An 18342-nucleotide genomic window follows, 5' to 3' on the forward strand; every position below is an offset into this window, starting at 1 on the left:
ATTTTATGAGCATTACTCGTTACGGTGCCGGCAGTACCGCCGGCGGCGGCCAGCCACGTCCTTTCGCCCGCGCGGTGGAAGCCGACGGTTGGCTCTACGTGTCGGGCCAGGTGCCTGCGGTGGACGGCGAAATCATCACGGGCGGGATCATCGAGCAAACCCGCCAGACCCTGCGCAACGTGGTGGCGATTCTTGAAGAGGCCGGCTACGAATTGAAAGACGTGGTGCGCGTCGGCGTGTGGCTGGAAGACCCACGGGACTTCTGGAGTTTCAACAAGGTGTTCGGCGAATACTTCACCCCGGAACACGCCCCGGCGCGGGCCTGTGTGCAGGCGAACATGATGGTCGATTGCAAGGTCGAGATCGATTGCGTGGCCTACAAGAAAAAGGGCTAAATTGCCCCATTCTCAAGACCACAGCAACTCCAATGTGGGAGGGGGCTTGCCCCCGATAGCGGTGTATCAGTAACAGATGTATGGCTGACACACTGCAATCGGGGGCAAGCCCCCTCCCACAGGGGATCACTGTGTAGCACACACCCAAGACCGGACCGGAACCGCCATGACCGAAGACACCATCAAACGCCGCGCCAAAGGCCTGGACCGTGCGTTCGATATCCTCGATTTTCTCAAGGAAATCGGCCAGCCGCTGCGCCCCAATGATATCGCCAGCGGTATCGGCGGCCCCAAGTCCACGGTCTATGAACTGGTCGCCTCGCTGCTTGAGCGTCGCATCCTGGAAACCGTGGGCAAGGACGGTCACGTCTATCTTGGGCGCCAGCTGTATTTCCTCGGCCAGGCGCACCTGCGCCACTTCGACCTGACCCGCGAAGCCGACCATGCCCTGCAGGAAATCGTCAGTCAGACCCACGAAACCGCGCAAATGTGCCTGCTCAACGGGCGCAAGTACACGGTGGCGCTGATGCGCGAAGGCCAGCGGCATTTCCGTATTTCTTCGGATATCGGTGAAAACGCGCCGATCCCCTGGACCGCTTCCGGACGCCTGTTGCTGGGGCATTTGAGCGACCAGCAAATCATCGACCTGATCGACCCCGACGATTTCATCCTGCCCGACGGCCTGCGCCTGCCCCTGGAGACCTTCCTGGCGCAGATCCGCCAGGCTACCCTCGATGGGTTCTTCTCCTTCGACAGCGTGGCCGATACCTTCACCCACTGCTTTGCCGCTCCGGTGCGCGATACGCAGGGCATCAGCATTGCAACGTTGTGCATCGTTGCCCCCCGGGCCGATGCGAGCAAAAACTATCACGACTATCGCCGGGTGCTGATCGACAGCGCCAACAACCTGGCCCGGCGTATCACCGAATAGGAATTTCCCATGTCTGCCTTCAATGCCGTTGAAAAAGGCGCCGCCGCGGTTGGCGCCCACCTGGTCCGCGACGTCAGCCTGCCGGCGTTGGTCCTTCACCGCGATGCTCTGGAGCACAACATTCGCTGGATGCAGGACTTTGTCGGCAGCAGCGGTGCCGAGCTGGCGCCCCACGGCAAGACCAGCATGATGCCGGCGCTGTTCCAGCGTCAGATCGCGCAAGGCGCCTGGGGCATCACCCTCGCCACGGCGGTGCAGACCCGCGCCGCCTATGCCGGTGGCGTGCGTCGTGTGCTGATGGCCAACCAATTGGTGGGCGCGCCGAACATGGCGCTGATTGCCGACCTGCTGGCCGACAAGGATTTCGACTTTCATTGCATGGTCGATCACCCGGACAACGTCGCCGACCTGGGCCTGTTCTTCGCCGCCCGTGGCCTGCGCCTGAACGTGATGATCGAATACGGCGTGGTTGGCGGCCGGTGCGGTTGCCGCAGCGAGCAAGAAGTGCGCGAGCTGGCCAAGGCGATCAAGGCCCAGCCCGCATTGGCGTTGACCGGTATCGAAGGCTACGAAGGCGTGATCCACGGCGAGCACGCCATCAGCGGCATCCGCGACTTCGCGGCCAGCCTGGTGCGCCTGGCGGTGGACCTGCAGGACAACGGCCTGTTCGATCTGCCCAAGCCGATCATCACGGCGTCGGGCTCGGCCTGGTATGACCTGATCGCCGAATCCTTCGAGCAACAGAATGCCGCCGGGCGCTTCCTCAGCGTGCTGCGTCCCGGCAGCTACGTGGCCCACGATCATGGCATCTACAAGCAAGCGCAATGCTGTGTGCTTGACCGTCGCAGCGACCTTGACGAAGGCCTGCGCCCGGCGCTGGAAGTCTGGGCCCATGTGCAATCGTTGCCGGAACCGGGCTTTGCGGTGATTGCCCTGGGCAAGCGCGACGTGGCCTACGACGCCGGTCTGCCGGTGCCGCTCAAGCGCTACAAGGCCGGGATTGTGCCGGCCGAGGGCGATGATGTGAGCGCGTGCCAGGTCACCGCCGTGATGGACCAGCATGCGTTCATGACCGTGGCGCCGGGGGTTGAACTGCGCATTGGCGACATCGTTTCGTTTGGTACTTCCCACCCTTGCCTGACGTTCGACAAGTGGCAGGTGGGTTGCCTGGTGGATGAGCAGTTGCGCGTGATCGAGTCCCTGCGTACTTGCTTCTAGACCGAGTCGCGCCTATCGGGGGCAAGCCCCCTCCCACAGGGGAATGCATTCCAATGTGGGAGGGGGCTCGCCCCCGATGAGGCCATCAGCCCCACCGAGACAGCAGCCATGACCACTGAACCGCGCATCGCCCTCATCGGCGAATGCATGATCGAACTGCAACACCGCGCCGACGGCAGCCTGCACCAGAGCTTCGGCGGCGATACCCTGAACACCGCTGTGTACCTGCGCCGCGAACTGGGAGGTATCGGCAGCGTTGACTATGTCACCGCCCTGGGCGACGACAGCTTCAGTGATGCCATGTGCCAGCAGTGGGCCGAAGAAGGCCTGGGCCTGGGCATGGTTCAACGTTTGCCCGGGCGCCTGCCGGGCTTGTACTGCATCCAGACCGATGCCAGCGGCGAGCGCAAGTTTCTCTACTGGCGCAACGAAGCCGCCGTGCGCGACTGCTTCACCACGCCGGCGGCCGAGCCGATCCTGGCCGCCCTGCCGGGCTATGACCTGGTGTATTTCAGCGGCATCACCCTGGCGGTACTGGGGGAGGTTGGGCGCGAGCGCTTGCTGGAAACCCTGGTCGAAACTCGTCGCCTGGGTGGCAAGGTGGTGTTCGATAACAACTATCGGCCACGGCTGTGGGCCGATGTGGACGCGGCGCGTGAGGCTTACCGCAAGGTGTTGGCCGAAGTGGATATCGCCTTGCTGACCGAGGATGACGAGCGCGCGCTGTTTGGCTATGAGGACAGTGAGCAGGTGTTTGCGGCGTATCCATCGATTGAGGAGGTGGTGCTCAAGCGCGGGGCGGATGCGTGTTTGATTCGGTGCGCGGGGCAGCGCGTTGCGGTGCCGGCATTGAAGGTGGAGAAGGTGGTGGACACCACGGCGGCGGGAGATTCGTTCAGTGCGGCGTATCTGGCCGGTCGGCTCAAGGGTGCGTCGCCAGAAGAGGCCGCGTTGGCTGGGCATCGGCTGGCGAGTCGGGTGATTCAGGTGCCGGGGGCGCTGATACCGAGGTGAATGGCCGCCTGTGGCGGATCGGGGGCAAGCCCCCTCCCACATTCGACTGTATTCTTCCAGTTAAAACGCGGTTAATTGTGGGAGGGGGCTTGCCCCCGATAGCGATGTAAAACCAACCCCATCAGTCCCGATAAAACACCTGCACCAGGTGATAGCCAAACTTGCTCTTGACCGGCCCATGCACCACCTTCACCGGCTTCTTGAAGATCACCGCATCGATCACCCCCACCATCTGCCCGGGCCGCACCTCACCCAGGTCGCCGCCACGCTTGCCCGACGGGCAGGTGGAGTACTTCCTGGCCAGCACGTCAAAGGCTTCGCCCTTGGCAATGCGCTGCTTGAGTTGTTCGGCTTCTTCGCTGGTTTTCACCAGGATATGGCGGGCTTGGGCTTTCATTGATTTTTACCAGGTGTGCGACGGCGCGCGATTATGCCTGAACTCAGGCATCGACGCCGATCATGCTACGGATTTTGGTGGCTAGAAGGTCAATGGAAAATGGCTTGGCCACCATGTCCATGCCGTCCTCCAGGAAGCCCTGGCGTTCAGCGGCTTTCTCGGCGTAACCGGTCATGAACAGCACGCGCAGGCCCGGGCGATGCTGGCGGGCGATTTCCGCCAGTTGCCTGCCGTTCATGCCCGGCAGGCCGACGTCGGTTACCAGCAAGTCCACGCGCAAGTCCGATTCCAGCAACGGCAGCGCGGCACGGGCATCCGCCGCCTGGTGCGCGGTATAGCCCAGTTCGTCGAGTACGTTGACCACCAGCATGCGCACCGCCGGGTCGTCCTCGACCACCACCACGGCTTCACCGGCCAGGGCCACCGGCGCCTCGCTCAGGCTGGCGGGCAGGCTGCTTTCCAGCGCGGTGCCGTGCAGACGCGGCAAGTACAGGCGCACGCACGTGCCCTGGCCCGGTGCGCTCTGGATAGTCACATGGCCACCGGACTGCTGGGCGAAGCCGTAGATCATCGACAGCCCCAGGCCGGTGCCCTGGCCGATGGGCTTGGTGGTGAAGAACGGGTCGAAGGCCTTGGCCAGGATCTTCGGCGCCATGCCGCTGCCGTTGTCGCGCACGCCGAGCATCACGTAGTCGCCGGCCTTGACCGGCTCCAGGGTGGTGATATCGGTGCCGTCCAGATAGCTGTTGGCGGTTTCGATCAGCAGTTCGCCGCCGTCGGGCATGGCGTCGCGGGCATTGATCACCAGGTTGAGCAGGGCGTTTTCCAGTTGGCTGGCGTCGGTGTTCACCGGCCAGATGTCTTTGCCAAGCTGCACGTTGAGCGTGATATGCGCGCCCTTGGTGCGGCGAAAGAGATCTTCCAGGGACGCTACCAACTGGTTGGGATCGGTGGGGCGTCGGTCCAGCGATTGGCGCCGTGAGAACGCCAGCAGCCGATGGGTGAGGGCGGCGGCGCGGTGGGCGGACGTCACGGCGGCATCGGCAAAACGGCCGATGTCCTCACTGCGACCGTCGGCAATGTAGCGTTGCATCAGGTCGAGGCTGCCGATGATACCAGTGAGCATATTGTTGAAGTCGTGGGCGATACCGCCCGTGAGCTGGCCCACCGCTTCCATTTTCTGCGCGTGGCGCAAGGCGTCTTCGGCTCGTTCGCGTTCAAACATTTCATTCTGCAGGCGCTGGTTGGCTTCGGCCAGCGCCTGGGTGCGCTGGGCCACGCGTTCCTCGAGGTTCTCGTTGAGATTGCGCAGGGCTTCTTCGGTGAGCTTGCGTTCGGTTTCGTCGATTACAAAGATGTAGAAACCGTTCACCGAGCCGTCGTTGCTGAAGCGCGGCAGGTACTTCATCAAGGCATGGCGCGCGCGCCCGTCGCGATGCGGCGTGACGGTCATGAAGCTGCACGCCTTGCCGTTGAGCGCGGCGGCGATCTTGTCTGCGCGCCCGGCGTACACCTCGTCGCCGATGACTTCGCGGATGGTCTTGCCGTACAGCTCCTGGGGCGTCTTGCCGTACCAGTCGAGGTAGGCGCTGTTGTTCAGGCGAAAGCGCTGCTCGTGGTCGACGTAGCCGATCAATACCGGCATGGCGTTGATGATCAGTTGCAGCTCGGTCTGGCTTTGACGCAGCGCCTGTTCGGTGTGCTTGCGCTCGGTGAGGTCCAGCGCGGCGCCGAGGAAGCGTGCCGGCCGGCCTTGTTGGTCCTTGTAGCAACGGCCACGGGCGAACACCCAGCGCACCTGGCCGTCGGCTTGCTGCAGGCGGTATTCCTCGGCGTATTCGGTGCCGTGGGTGATGCAGTGCTTGATGCTGCGCGTGACCGTGCCACGGTCTTCGGGGTGCACGCCGAGCAGGTAGGCGCTGATGGGCAACAGGCCGGCGTCATTCGGGTCGACACCATGCAGGTAAGCGAAATGCGCGTCGGCGATAAAGCGGTCTTCACCGATGTCCCAGTCCCAGGTGCCCACCGCGTCGGTTGCCGCCAGTGCCAGCTGCAGGCGCTGCTCGGTGCTGTGCTGGGCCTTCAGGCTGTCTTCGGAGCGCTGCTGCAGTTCGAGGGTTTTGCTGCGCCGCTCGTTGGTTTCGATGGCGGTGACCAGGATGCCCGCCACGCTGCCGCTTTCATCGCGCACCGGGCTGTAGGTCAGGTCGAGCCAGATTTCGGTGTCGCGATGGTTGCGCTGCAGCACGAAACATTGCTCGCTGAAGGTCCGCACCTGGCCGCTGAGCACCGCGTCGTAGATCGGCGCAGCAAAGCCTTGCAGTTCCGGCCAGGTGGTGTGTACCGGCTGGCCCAGGGCGTCGGGGTGCTTGTTGCCGGCCAGCAGGGCGAAACCATCGTTGTAGAGCTGGATAAGCTGCTCGCCCCAGAGCAACAGCATCGGCATGGGCGAATGCACCACGATATCCACGGCGGTGCGCAGACTTTGCGGCCAGTCATTGGCCTCACCGAGGGGGCTTTGCGCCCAGTCCAGCCGCTCGATCAGTGCAGCGGCCTCGCTACCGGTGGATGTTCCATTCATGAAAAAAGCCCTGCGCATCACGCTTTGAAAAAATGACAACACCCATTATCCCAAGAGACAACGGCGGGTGGCTACCTCGAAAAATAGCATGCATTGCCGGATTTTCTGCAAAAACGCCGTATCAGCGCTGAAACCTTTCATCTAGCACGCCAGCTCAGGGCGGTCGCGAAATTGCCCGAGCGCCTGGGGATTGGCCAACGCATCGGTGTTTTTCACCGGTTCACCGTGTACGACGTTGCGCACCGCCAACTCGACGATCTTGCCGCTGATGGTGCGCGGGATATCGGTGACCGCAAGGATCTTCGCCGGCACATGGCGCGGCGTGGTGTTGGCGCGGATCACCTGGCGGATCTGCTGCTCCAGTGCCTCATCCAGTTGCACGCCGTCGTCAAGGCGCACAAACAGCACCACGCGCACGTCGTCCTGCCAGCGCTGGCCGATGGCGAGGCTTTCCAGCACCTGGGGGACCTTTTCCACCTGGCGATAGATCTCGGCGGTGCCGATGCGCACGCCGCCGGGGTTGAGCACCGCGTCGGAGCGCCCGTGGATCAGCAGGCTGCCGCTGGCACACTGCTCGGCGTAGTCGCCCTGGGCCCATACGCCGGGGAACTGGCTGAAATACGAAGCGCGCAACTTTTGCTGGTGTGGATCATTCCACAAGCCGATGGGCATGGCCGGAAAGTGGCGGGTACACACCAGTTCGCCTTTTGCGCCGACCAGCGGCCGGCCCTGGTCGTCCCATACTTCGATGGCCATGCCCAGGCTCTTGCATTGCATTTCGCCACGGCGCACCGGCAGCACCGGGTTGCCGATCACGAAGCAGGAGACGATATCGGTGCCGCCGGACATCGACGACAGGCACAGCTCGCCCTTGATCTGGCGGTACACATAGTCGTAACTCTGCGGCGACAGCGGCGAACCGGTGGAAATCAGGCCCTTGAGGCTGCGCAGGTCGTGGCTCAGGCGTGGCTGCAGCCCGGCTTTCTCCAGGGTCACGAGGAACTTGGGGCTGGTGCCGAACACACTGATTTTTTCCGCATCGATCAGGTCGATCAAGCGCTCGGGGCCGGGGTGGAACGGTGAACCGTCATACAGCACCGCCGTGGCGCCAATCGCCAGCACCGAGACCAGCCAGTTCCACATCATCCAGCCGCAGGTGGTGTAGTAGAACAGGCAGTCCTCGCGGGACAGGTCGGCATGCAGGCCATGTTCCTTCAGATGGGTGAGCAGCACGCCGCCGGTGCCGTGAATGATGCACTTGGGTACCCCGGTGGTGCCGCTGGAATAGAGGATGTACAGCGGATGATCGAACGGCACCGCGACGAATTCGGGCTCGCCGCCGGGTTGGTAGAAGTCGCTCCACAGTGCGACGCGAGCATGGGTCCGGTAGTCCTCGACCTGCGCCCGGGGGCGTGCGTAGGGCACGATGATCAGCTGTTCCAGGGACGGCAGCCGAACGAGGATTTCATTGAGCTTGGCGCTCTGGTCGATGGTCTTGCCGGCATAGCGATAGCCGGCGCAGGTGATCAGCACCTTGGGTTCGATCTGGCCGAAACGGTCGATCACGCCCTGGGTGCCGAAATCCGGTGAAGAGCACGACCAGATCGCGCCGAGGCTGGTGGTGGCGAGCATGCCGACCAGGGTTTGCCAAGTGTTGGGCATGCACGCGGCCACTCGGTCACCGAGGCCGACGCCGGCCGCGCGCAGGCTTTTTTGCAGGCCGGCGACGTGTTCAGCCAATTGCGCATAGCTCAGGTGTTCGCGCTGGCCGTCTTCGCTGATGGCTATGACGCCGGGGTGATCGTCGCGTCTGCGCAGCAAGTGCTCTGCAAAGTTCAACGTTGCGCCAGGAAACCATTGGGCGCTGGGCATTTCAGTGCCTTCGATCAACGTGGCGCTGGGCGGGCTGCGAAAGTGCACGTCGAAGAACGCCACGATGGCCTGCCAGAAGTCCGCGCGCTGATCGATGCTCCATTGGTGCAGGGCGGGGTAGTCATTGAGCTGCACAGCGTGGCGTTGGTTGATGAAGTGGCGGAATGCGTCCATCCGCGTGTTGGCAATGCGTTCGGGGGAGGGTTGCCAGAGGATGTCGGACATAGCGAGATCTCTTGTTCTTGTACAGGTCTTCCAAACAATAGAGTTCCAATGTGGGAGGGGGCTTGCCCCCGATAGCGGTGTGTCAGAGTGAACATTTGTAACTGAACTACCGCCATCGGGGGCAAGCCCCCTCCCACATTTGATCTCCACTGTCTGGGGTTATTGGGCCAGCCAGCCGCCGTCGATATTCCACGCGGCGCCACGTACCTGGCTACCGGCCTCGCTGCACAAGAACAACACCAACTCACCCAACTGCGACGGCGTCACAAACTCCAGCGACGGTTGTTTTTCCGCCAGCAAATCCTGCTGCGCCTGCTGCGGGTCCACCCCACCGGCCACACGATCATCGATCTGCTTCTGCACCAGCGGCGTCAGCACCCAGCCTGGGCAAATGGCGTTGCACGTCACGTTGCTGGTCGCGGTTTCCAGGCCCACCACTTTGGTCAGACCGATCACCCCGTGCTTGGCCGCCACATAGGCCGCCTTGCCCACCGAACCCACCTGGCCATGCACCGAGGCGATATTGATGATGCGTCCCCAGCCCCTGGTCTTCATCCCCGGCAGGCTCAGGCGGGTGCTGTGGAACACCGACGACAGGTTGATGGCGATGATCGAGTCCCAACGCTCCACCGGGAAGTCTTCCACCGCCGCCACGTGCTGGATGCCGGCGTTATTGACCAGAATATCGACACCGCCGAACTCGCGCTCGGCGTAGGCGAGCATCTCGGCGATCTGCGCCGGGTCGCTGACGTCCGCCGGGTGATGCCCGACCTTGCCGCCCAATGCCTGCACCTGGGCGATCACCGCGCTGGCGTCGCCGAAGCCGTTGAGAATCAGGCTGGCGCCGGCGTTGGCCAGGCTCAGGGCAATGCCCAGGCCGATGCCGCTGGTGGAACCGGTGACCAGGGCCGTCTTGCCGTTCAATCTCGTCATGAAAACCTCACACAATGCCGGTGGCGTAGAAAGTACCGATCACCACGAACACCGCGAGGGTCTTGATGATCGTGATGCCGAAAATGTCCTTGTAGGCTTCGCGGTGAGTCAGCCCGGTGACCGCCAGCAGCGTGATCACCGCGCCGTTGTGGGGCAGGGTGTCCATGCCGCCGCTGGCCATGGCCGCGACCCGGTGCAGCACTTCAAGGGGAATATTGGCCGCATGGGCCGCTGAAATAAAGCTCTCGGACATGGCTGCCAGGGCGATGCTCATGCCGCCGGACGCGGAGCCGGTGATCCCGGCGAGCAGGGTCACGGTAATGGCTTCGTTGACCAGCGGGTTGGGGATGCCCTTGAGCCAGTCCGCCAGCACCAGAAAGCCCGGCAACGAGGCGATCACCGCACCAAAACCATATTCCGAGGCGGTGTTCATGGCGGCGAGCAGCGCACCGCTGACCGCACTTTTGCTGCCTTCGGCCAGCTTGCTCTTGATCGCCGAGAAGCCGAACACCAGCACCACGATAATCCCCACCAGCAACGCCGCCTGCACCGCCCAGATCGCGGTGAGCTTGGCGATTTCGGTGGTCACCGGGGTGCTCATGCCGGGCAGGCTGAGGCTGTGGGTCTTGCCGTACCACTGTGGAATCCAGTGGGTGAACAGCAGGTTCATCACTCCCACCAGAAGCAGCGGCGACAGCGCGATCCAGGGGTTGGGCAGGGCCAGGTTCTCGGCGGTCTCCGGTTCGTTGCGCAGTTCGGTGCCATAGCCTTCACCCGCGCGCTGGGCCTTGTTGCGCTGGCGCGCCAGGTACAGCATGCCGGCGCAGAACACGAAGATTGTGCCGATCAGCCCCAGCCACGGCGCCGCCCAGGCGGTGGTGTTGAAAAAGGTGCTGGGAATGATGTTCTGGATCTGTGGCGTGCCGGGCAGGGCGTCCATGGTGAACGAAAACGCACCGAGGGCGATGGTGGCCGGGATCAGGCGCTTGGGGATATTGCTCTGGCGGAACATCTCCGCCGCAAACGGGTACACCGCAAACACCACCACGAACAGCGACACCCCGCCGTAGGTGAGCAGGGCACAGACCAGCACGATCACCAGCATCGCCTGGCGCGTGCCGAGCAAACGAATGGCGGCGGCGACAATCGAGCGCGAAAACCCCGACAGCTCGATCAGCTTGCCGAACACCGCACCGAGCAGGAACACGGGGAAATACAGCTTGATAAAGCCGACCATTTTCTCCATGAACACCCCGGTAAAGGCCGGAGCGACAGCGGAGGGGTCGGTGAGCAGCACAGCGCCAAGGGCGGCGATTGGGGCGAACAGGATAACGCTGTAGCCACGGTAGGCAGCCAGCATCAGCAGCGCCAGGGCTGCCAGGGCAATGATCACACTCATGGTGTGTCTCCATCGGATTGTTATTGTTGTGGGGTGGGGCTTTAGGGAGGTATAGCGAGATGTGTGCCAGGTTATTAACCTATTGAAAAGTAACAATATTTTTTATTCTTCGAGTGGGTTTCGTGAAATTTGTCTCAATTCTGAGACATGCGCAAATCCAATGTGGGAGGGGGCTTGCCCCCGATAGCGGTGTGTCAGGTGTATTTGCTTAACCTGACACACTGCCATCGGGGGCAAGCCCCCTCCCACATTGGATTGTCTTTGTATTGAGAGCGCTGTCTCTTTAGGGAGACTTAATTAGTCCGAGGGCGACCATTTTCTTGTACAGCGTCGACCGCCCCAACCCCAACCGCTGGGCTGCCTCCACCACATTCCCCGCGCACGCCTGCAAGGCCTCACCGATCAACTGTCGATCAAACCGCGCCCGCGCCGCTGCAAACGTCTCACCCTCAACCGTGGCCACCGCACCGTGTGCCACCGGGCTGAACGTACCAATCGCCGCACGAATCTCGCCGGCGCTCAACACCAGGTCATCACTCAACAACGCCGCACGCTCGAGCACATTGCGCAGCTCGCGGATGTTGCCCGGCCAGGCATGCCGGGCCAACAGTGTCAGCGCTTCGGGGCTCAATTCATGCTGGCTGCGCAGTTCTTCCAGAATCGCTTCGCTCAGCGCGGGGATATCCTCCAGGCGTTCACGCAACGGCGGCACCTGGATCGGCAGGACATTGAGGCGGTAATACAGGTCTGCGCGAAACTCGCCACGCTTGATCGCTGCTTCCAGGTCCATGGACGTGGCGGCGATCACCCGCACATCGCTGTGCAGCATTTCGTTGGAACCCACCGGTTCAAATTCCTTTTCCTGCAGTACCCGCAATAACTTGCTCTGCAGGGGCAGCGGCATGTCGCCGATCTCATCCAGAAACAGCGTGCCACCCTGGGCGATCTGGAACTTGCCGGGGCGGCCCTTGCGGTCGGCGCCGGTAAAGGCGCCCGGGGCGGTGCCGAAAAATTCAGCTTCAAGCAGGTCGTGGGGAATCGCCGCGCTGTTGATGCTGACGAACGCCTTGTGAGCGCGAGGCGACGCGCCATGGATGGCCTGGGCGAGCAATTCCTTGCCGGTGCCGGTTTCGCCGAGCAGCAGCACCGGCGATTCGGCGCTCGCACTGCGCCGCGCGCGGCGCTTGACTTCAAGGCTGGCGGCGCTGGTGCCGATAAAGTGCGCGAAATTGTATTTGCTTTGCCGCGAGCGCAGCAGCGAACGGGTGGACGCCAGCTCCTGCTGCAGGCTCAGGTAGCGCTCGATCAGCGGCGACAGGTTGCGCAGCTCATCGAACAGTGCAAACCCGATCGCACCCATCACCGCGCCCGCGTCGTCGTGGATCGGCAGGCGCATCACTACCAGCGGGCCTTTGGGCGTGTCCTGGATATCCAGCAGGATCGGCCGGTCATTGCGCACCACCTGGCGCAACAGACTATTGGAAATCACCTGCTCGCAAGGTTGGCCGATGGCCTGCTCGGCGCTCTGCAGGCCAAAGCGCCTGGCGTAGCGTTCGTTCATCCAGACGATATTCGCATCGCGATCGACAATCACCGTGCCTTCGCTGGACTGCTCGATGATCTCGAACAGCGACTGGATGGCCTGGCCGCGAACCTGTTGGTAATCCTTGAGGCTGGTACTCATGGGTACAAAATCCTGTAGGAGCGAGCTTGCTCGCGAAGGTCATCAACGATAATGCGGCGCTTCTGTAGGAATCTGGAGCATTCAATTTCTTCGCGAGCAAGCTCGCTCCTACAGGGGGATGTGGGCTGCGGCCAGCAATTCTTTGGTGTAGGGGTGTTGCGGCGACTCAAAGACCTCATGACTGGCGCCGCGCTCCACCACCTTGCCGTCCTTGACCACGATCATATCGTGGGCCATCGCACGCACCACCGCCAGGTCATGGCTGATGAACAGGTAAGTCAGACCGTATTTCTCCTGAAGTTCGCGCAGCAAGGCCACCACTTGTTTTTGTACCGTGCGGTCCAGCGCCGAGGTGGGTTCATCGAGCAGCATCAGCGCCGGCTTGAGCACCAGCGCCCGCGCAATCGCGATACGTTGCCGCTGGCCCCCGGAAAACTCATGGGGGTAGCGATGGCGGCTGGCGGGGTCCAGGCCTACATCCTTGAGCACCTGGATCACCTGCGCCTCGCGGTCGGCGAGGCTGCACGGGGCATGCACTTGCAGGCCCTCGCTGATGATCTGCTGCACCGACATGCGTGGGCTGAGGCTGCCATAGGGATCCTGGAACACCACCTGCATCTGCTTGCGCCACGGACGCATCTGCTGATGGTTGAGCGGGTCGAGGGCCTGGCCCTGGAAGCAGATGCTGCCGCTGGAGTCCAGCAAGCGCAAGATAGCCTGGCCGAGGGTGGACTTGCCCGAGCCGGACTCGCCGACAATCCCCAGGGTCTTGCCCCGTTGCACGCTCAGGCTGATGCCGTCTACCGCGCGCAGGTAGGTCTTGGGCCGAAACCATCCGCCGCCGAGGCGAAACTGCACCGTCAGGTCATCGACCTGCAAGACCGTCTCGCGTTCTTCGCTGCACAGCACATCGCCGGAAGGTTCGGCGTCCAGCAGCAGGCGGCTGTAAGGATGCCGGGGCGCGGTGAACAGCGTCTGGCAATCGGCCTGCTCGACGATCTCTCCGGCGCGCATCACGCACACCCGCTGCGCAATGCTGCGCACCAGGTTGAGGTCATGGCTGATCAGCAGCAGTGACATGCCCAGGCGTTGCTGCAGGGACTTGAGCAACAGCAGGATCTTGCGCTGCACGGTTACGTCCAGCGCGGTGGTCGGTTCGTCGGCAATCAGCAGCTCCGGCTCGCAGGCCAGGGCCATGGCGATCATCACCCGCTGGCGCTGGCCGCCGGAGAGTTGATGGGGATAGGCCTTGAGCCGCTCCCGGGGTGTCTGAATGCCCACCAGGTCGAGCAGCTCGAGGATGCGTGCCTGCGCCGCCTTGCCGCCCAGGCCCTTGTGCAGCAGCAGGGTCTCGCCGATCTGCTTTTCGACCGTATGCAGCGGGTTCAGCGAGGTCATCGGCTCCTGGAAAATCATGGCAATGCGGTTGCCGCGCAATTTTTGCAGGGCCGCAGGCGATGCGCCCATCAGCTCCTGGCCGCGGTACTTCACCGAGCCTGTGCTGTGGGCGCCGGCTTCGGGCAGCAATTGCAGGATCGAATGGGCGGTCACCGACTTGCCCGAGCCGGACTCGCCAACCAGCGCCAGGCATTCGCCGGGGCGTACGTCCAGGCTCACGTTGCGTACCACGGTCTGGCCGCTGAACGCCACGCACAGGTCACGGATTTCAATCAGGTTCATACGCGATCACTCATGAGCGAGGGTCGAAGGCATCACGCAACGCCTCGCCGATAAACACCAGCAGCGACAAAATCAGCGCCAGGGTGAAAAATGCCGTCAGGCCCAGCCACGGTGCTTGCAGGTTCTGCTTGCCCTGGGCGATCAACTCACCCAGCGAAGCACTGCCGGCCGGCATGCCGAAGCCGAGGAAGTCCAGGGCGCTCAAGGTCGAAATCGCCCCGGTCAGGATGAACGGCAAGTAGCTCAAGGTCGCGGTCATGGCATTGGGCAGTATATGCCGGGCAATGATCTTGCCGTCGCCCAGGCCCAGGGCGCGTGCGGCCTTGACGTACTCCAGGTTGCGCCCGCGCAGGAACTCGGCGCGCACCACGTCCACCAGGGCCAGCCAGGAAAACAGCGCCATGATCCCCAGCAGCCACCAGAAATTCGGCTCGACGAACCCCGACAGAATAATCAGCAGGTACAGCACCGGCAGGCCCGACCACACCTCCAGGATGCGTTGGCCGAGCAAGTCCACCCAGCCGCCGTAGTAACCCTGCAACGCCCCGGCGGCGATGCCGATGGCCGCGCTGATCGCGGTCAACGCCAGGGCAAACAGGATCGACACCCGCGCGCCGAAGATCACCCGCGCCAGCACATCCCGCGACTGGTCATCGGTGCCCAGCCAGTTCACCGTCGACGGCGGGCTGGGGGCAGGGCGGGTCAATTCGTAGTTGGGGGTATCGTCGCTGAAGGGGATGGGCGGGAACAGCATCCAGCCGCCGTCCTGCTTTACCAGCTTTTGCACGTAGTCACTGCGGTAGTCGGCCTGGAACGGCAACTGCCCACCGAACTGCTGCTCGGTGTAGCGCTTGAACACCGGGAAATACAGCTCGTTCTTGAAGCTGAGCACCAGAGGCTTGTCATTGGCGATCAACTCGCCACCCAGCGTCAGGATGAACAGGCCGATGAACAGCCACAGGGACCACCAGCCGCGACGGTTCTTTTTGAATCGCTCGAAACGCCGACGCGCCACGGGAGACAGATCGAGCATCAGGCGTTCCTCGCGGCAAAGTCGATACGCGGGTCCACCAGGGTGTAACAGAGGTCACCGATGAGTTTTATCAAGAGGCCGAACAGGGTAAAGATAAACAGCGAACCAAACACCACCGGGTAATCCCGCGACACGGCTGCCTCATAGCTCATGCGGCCCAGGCCATCGAGGGAGAAAATCACCTCGATCAGCAGCGAACCGGCGAAGAACACGCTGATGAACGCCTGGGGAATCCCGGAAATCACCAGGAGCATCGCGTTGCGAAACACATGGCCGTAGAGCACGCGACGTTCGCTCAAGCCCTTGGCGCGCGCGGTCACTACGTACTGTCGGGTGATTTCGTTGAGGAACGAGTTCTTGGTGAGGATGGTCAAGGTGGCGAACCCGCCGATCACCAGCGCCGTGACCGGCAATACCAGGTGCCAGAAGTAGTCGGCGATCTTGCCCACGGTGCTCAGTTCTTCGAAATTCTCCGACACCAGACCGCGCACCGGGAACCAGTTCAGCGAAGTGCCGCCGGCAAACACCACGATCAGGAACATCGCGAACAGGAACGCCGGCATGGCGTAGCCGATCACGATGGCGGTGCTGCTCCATACATCAAAGCTGCTGCCGTGGCGCACCGCCTTGCGTATCCCCAAGGGGATCGACACCAGGTAGGTAATCAAGGTGGCCCACAGGCCGAGGGAAATGGTGACAGGCATTTTTTCCAGGATCAGGTCGATCACCGTCGCGCCGCGAAAAAAGCTGTTGCCGAAGTCCAGTCGGGCGTAGCTCTTGAGCATCAGCCACAGACGTTCCGGCGCAGGCTTGTCGAAGCCGTATTGTTTTTCGATGTCCTTGATCAGTTTCGGGTCCAGGCCGCGGCTGGCCCGCGAGCCGCTGATGCCTTCGCCGGCAGCGCCTGCCACGCCGCCGCCGCCAATGCCTTGCAGGTGGGCAATGGCTTGTTCGACCGGGCCGCCCGGCGCGGCCTGCACGATGACGAAATTGACCAGCAGGATGATCACCAGGGTCGGGATGATCAGCAGCAGGCGTCGCACGATATAGGCAAACATCAGCGCGCGCCCCCGCGTTTTTCCAGCTTGGCGCGCATCTGTTCGTTTGTCAGCGGCGTCGGGCTGACTTCCCACCAGGTTTCCAGGGCTTCATCGTTTTTCGCCTCGATGGCCGGGCGGCCGAAGCGGTTCCACCACGCCGCGGAAGTGCCGGGCGGGTAGTAGTTGGGAATCCACAGGTAGTTCCATTGCAGCACCCGGTCCAGCGCGTGGGCGTAGGTGAGCATCTGCGCCTGGGTATCGGCCTTGACCAGGCCCTTGACCAGGCTGTCGACGGCCGGGTCCTGCAGCACCATGTAGTTGTTGGCTCCCGGATCGAACGCGGCGGCGGAACCGAAGAAGTTGTACAGCTCCATGCCCGGCGATGCCGTGACCGGAAAGCCGGTGACAATCATGTCGTAATCCCGTGCCATCAAGCGGTTGACGTATTGGGAGGCGTCGATGCGGCGGATATTCAAGGTGATACCGATTTGCGCCAGGTTGCGTTTGTACGGCAGCAGCAGACGCTCCACACCCGCCTGGGCATTGAGGAAGGTGAACTCCAGCGGCTCGCCCTCGGCGTTGACCAGTTTGTCGCCGTCAGGCTTCCAGCCCGCCTGTTCCAGCAGGGCCAGGGCCTGCAACTGCTTGTCGCGGATCACACCGCTGCCATCGGTGACGGGGGCCTTGAACACCTGGGTAAACACTTCATCGGGAATCTGCCCGCGCAGGGGTTCAAGGATCGCCAGTTCTTCCCGGGTCGGTAACTGGGTGGCGGCAAGCGGGCTGTTGGAGAAAAAGCTCTGCTGGCGGATGTACAGATTGCGCATCATCTGCCGGTTGGCCCATTCGAAATCCCACAGCATGGCCAGGGCCTGGCGTACACGGCGGTCCCTGAACATCGGCTTTTGCACATTGAACACATAGCCCTGGGCCGGTTGCGGCATCTCCTTGGCCAGATGTGCGCGCTGCAGGCGGCCATCGTCAAGGGCCGGGCCGTTATAGCCGATGGAGTAGCCGGTGGCGGAAAACTCCCGGTTGAAATCGTAGGCGCCGCCGCGCAGCACCTGGCGCGCCACTTCGGTGTCGCCGAAATACTCCAGGCTCAGGTGATCGAAGTTGTACAGGCCACGGCTGACCGGCAAATCCTTGCCCCACCAATCGGGGTCGCGGGTAAAGGTGATGGTATTGCCGGAGTCGATCTTGCTGACCTTGTACGGGCCACTGCCCAGCGGCGCTTCATAGCCGCCGCCGTTGGCGAAGTCGCGGGTCTTCCACCAATGCTCGGGAAACACCGGCAGGGTGGCGATATCCAGGGGCAGGGTGCGGTTTTCATTGCTGGAAAAGTCGAAACGCACCTGACGCTCGCTTTCGGTTTCGACATGCTTGACGTCGGCAAACAGCGTGCGAAAGCGCAGGCTGCCTTGGGTCATCAATAAATCGAAGCTGTAACGCACGTCTTCGGCGGTGATCGGTGTGCCATCGGCAAAACGCGCCTTGGGATTGAGATAGAAACGCAGCGACAGCCCATCGTCGGCGCGCTCCATTTTTTGCGCAACCAGGCCGTAGACGGTGTAGGGCTCATCCAGGGATCGCTGGGCCAGGGGCGCATACAGCCAGCCATCCACCTGGGACACACCGATGCCTTTGTCGATATACGGCAAAACATGGTCAAAGCGCCCGATCTCCAGGGCGGAACGGCGCAGGCTGCCGCCTTTGGGCGCATCCGGGTTGGCATAGTCGAAATGGCTGAAGCCGTCGGGATATTTGGCCGGCTCGCCGTACACCGTGAGGGAGGCTTGTGGTGCGGCGATCACGGCGGTGCCGGTCATGAACAGGACCAGGGTGATGCTGAACAGTTTTGGAAAAGCCAATCGCATTATCAGCCTTGAGCGCGGATGAACAAAAATAGAGAGCGGTACGTTAACGGCTTAAGCGTCGCC

14 protein-coding genes are annotated in these 18342 nt (G+C 62.7%); 4 read left to right on the forward strand and 10 right to left on the reverse strand.

The features are described 5' to 3' along the window. Window positions 1–5: 5 nt before the first annotated feature. From TU82_RS05370 to TU82_RS05385, 4 genes are all read left to right on the forward strand, one after another. Complete coding sequence (locus TU82_RS05370; protein ID WP_012723821.1) at window positions 6–395, forward strand: RidA family protein; 390 nt, start codon at window positions 6–8, stop codon at window positions 393–395. Between the two features lie 166 nt (window positions 396–561). Next, window positions 562–1326 carry an IclR family transcriptional regulator gene (locus TU82_RS05375; protein ID WP_057722094.1) on the forward strand — a complete coding sequence of 255 codons (765 nt, stop codon included), beginning with the start codon at window positions 562–564 and terminating at the stop codon, window positions 1324–1326. Between the two features lie 9 nt (window positions 1327–1335). After that, window positions 1336–2544, forward strand: a complete 1209-nt coding sequence (locus TU82_RS05380) for an amino acid deaminase (RefSeq protein WP_057722095.1) — start codon at window positions 1336–1338, stop codon at window positions 2542–2544. Window positions 2545–2652: 108 nt separating this feature from the next. Continuing rightward, complete coding sequence (locus TU82_RS05385; protein WP_057722096.1) at window positions 2653–3558, forward strand: sugar kinase; 906 nt, start codon at window positions 2653–2655, stop codon at window positions 3556–3558. Window positions 3559–3679: 121 nt separating this feature from the next. Here the strand turns inward: TU82_RS05385 and TU82_RS05390 are convergent, their stop codons facing one another. From TU82_RS05390 to TU82_RS05435, 10 genes are all read right to left on the reverse strand, one after another. Then, window positions 3680–3955, reverse strand: a complete 276-nt coding sequence (locus TU82_RS05390; protein WP_057722097.1) for a peptidylprolyl isomerase — start codon at window positions 3953–3955, stop codon at window positions 3680–3682. Window positions 3956–3998: 43 nt separating this feature from the next. Next, a complete protein-coding gene (locus TU82_RS05395; RefSeq protein WP_057722098.1) occupies window positions 3999–6536 on the reverse strand; it encodes a hybrid sensor histidine kinase/response regulator in 2538 nt (845 codons plus the stop codon). 141 nt (window positions 6537–6677) lie between these two features. Further along, entirely contained in the window at window positions 6678–8633 is a 1956-nt protein-coding gene (locus TU82_RS05400) for an acetoacetate--CoA ligase (RefSeq protein ID WP_057722099.1), read from the reverse strand. A gap of 159 nt (window positions 8634–8792) precedes the next feature. Beyond that, window positions 8793–9566 (reverse strand): 3-hydroxybutyrate dehydrogenase, encoded by a 774-nt coding sequence (locus tag TU82_RS05405; RefSeq protein ID WP_057722100.1) that lies wholly within the window; start codon window positions 9564–9566, stop codon window positions 8793–8795. Window positions 9567–9573: 7 nt separating this feature from the next. Next, window positions 9574–10965, reverse strand: coding sequence for a GntP family permease (locus TU82_RS05410; protein WP_057722101.1), 1392 nt, complete (start codon window positions 10963–10965; stop codon window positions 9574–9576). A gap of 283 nt (window positions 10966–11248) precedes the next feature. Further along, window positions 11249–12649 (reverse strand): sigma-54 interaction domain-containing protein, encoded by a 1401-nt coding sequence (locus TU82_RS05415; protein ID WP_057722102.1) that lies wholly within the window; start codon window positions 12647–12649, stop codon window positions 11249–11251. Window positions 12650–12757: 108 nt separating this feature from the next. Next, on the reverse strand, window positions 12758–14329 hold the full coding sequence (locus tag TU82_RS05420; RefSeq protein ID WP_057722103.1) for an ABC transporter ATP-binding protein: 1572 nt from the start codon (window positions 14327–14329) through the stop codon (window positions 12758–12760). A gap of 10 nt (window positions 14330–14339) precedes the next feature. Continuing rightward, complete coding sequence (locus TU82_RS05425) at window positions 14340–15362, reverse strand: ABC transporter permease (RefSeq protein ID WP_057722104.1); 1023 nt, start codon at window positions 15360–15362, stop codon at window positions 14340–14342. Continuing rightward, window positions 15362–16420, reverse strand: a complete 1059-nt coding sequence (locus TU82_RS05430) for a microcin C ABC transporter permease YejB (protein ID WP_057722105.1) — start codon at window positions 16418–16420, stop codon at window positions 15362–15364. Before TU82_RS05430 ends, TU82_RS05425 begins: the two co-directional genes overlap by 1 nt. Continuing rightward, complete coding sequence (locus tag TU82_RS05435; protein ID WP_057722106.1) at window positions 16420–18279, reverse strand: extracellular solute-binding protein; 1860 nt, start codon at window positions 18277–18279, stop codon at window positions 16420–16422. Before TU82_RS05435 ends, TU82_RS05430 begins: the two co-directional genes overlap by 1 nt. Window positions 18280–18342: the final 63 nt, after the last annotated feature.

Source organism: Pseudomonas orientalis (genome assembly GCF_001439815.1).
Taxonomy (GTDB): domain Bacteria; phylum Pseudomonadota; class Gammaproteobacteria; order Pseudomonadales; family Pseudomonadaceae; genus Aquipseudomonas; species Aquipseudomonas orientalis.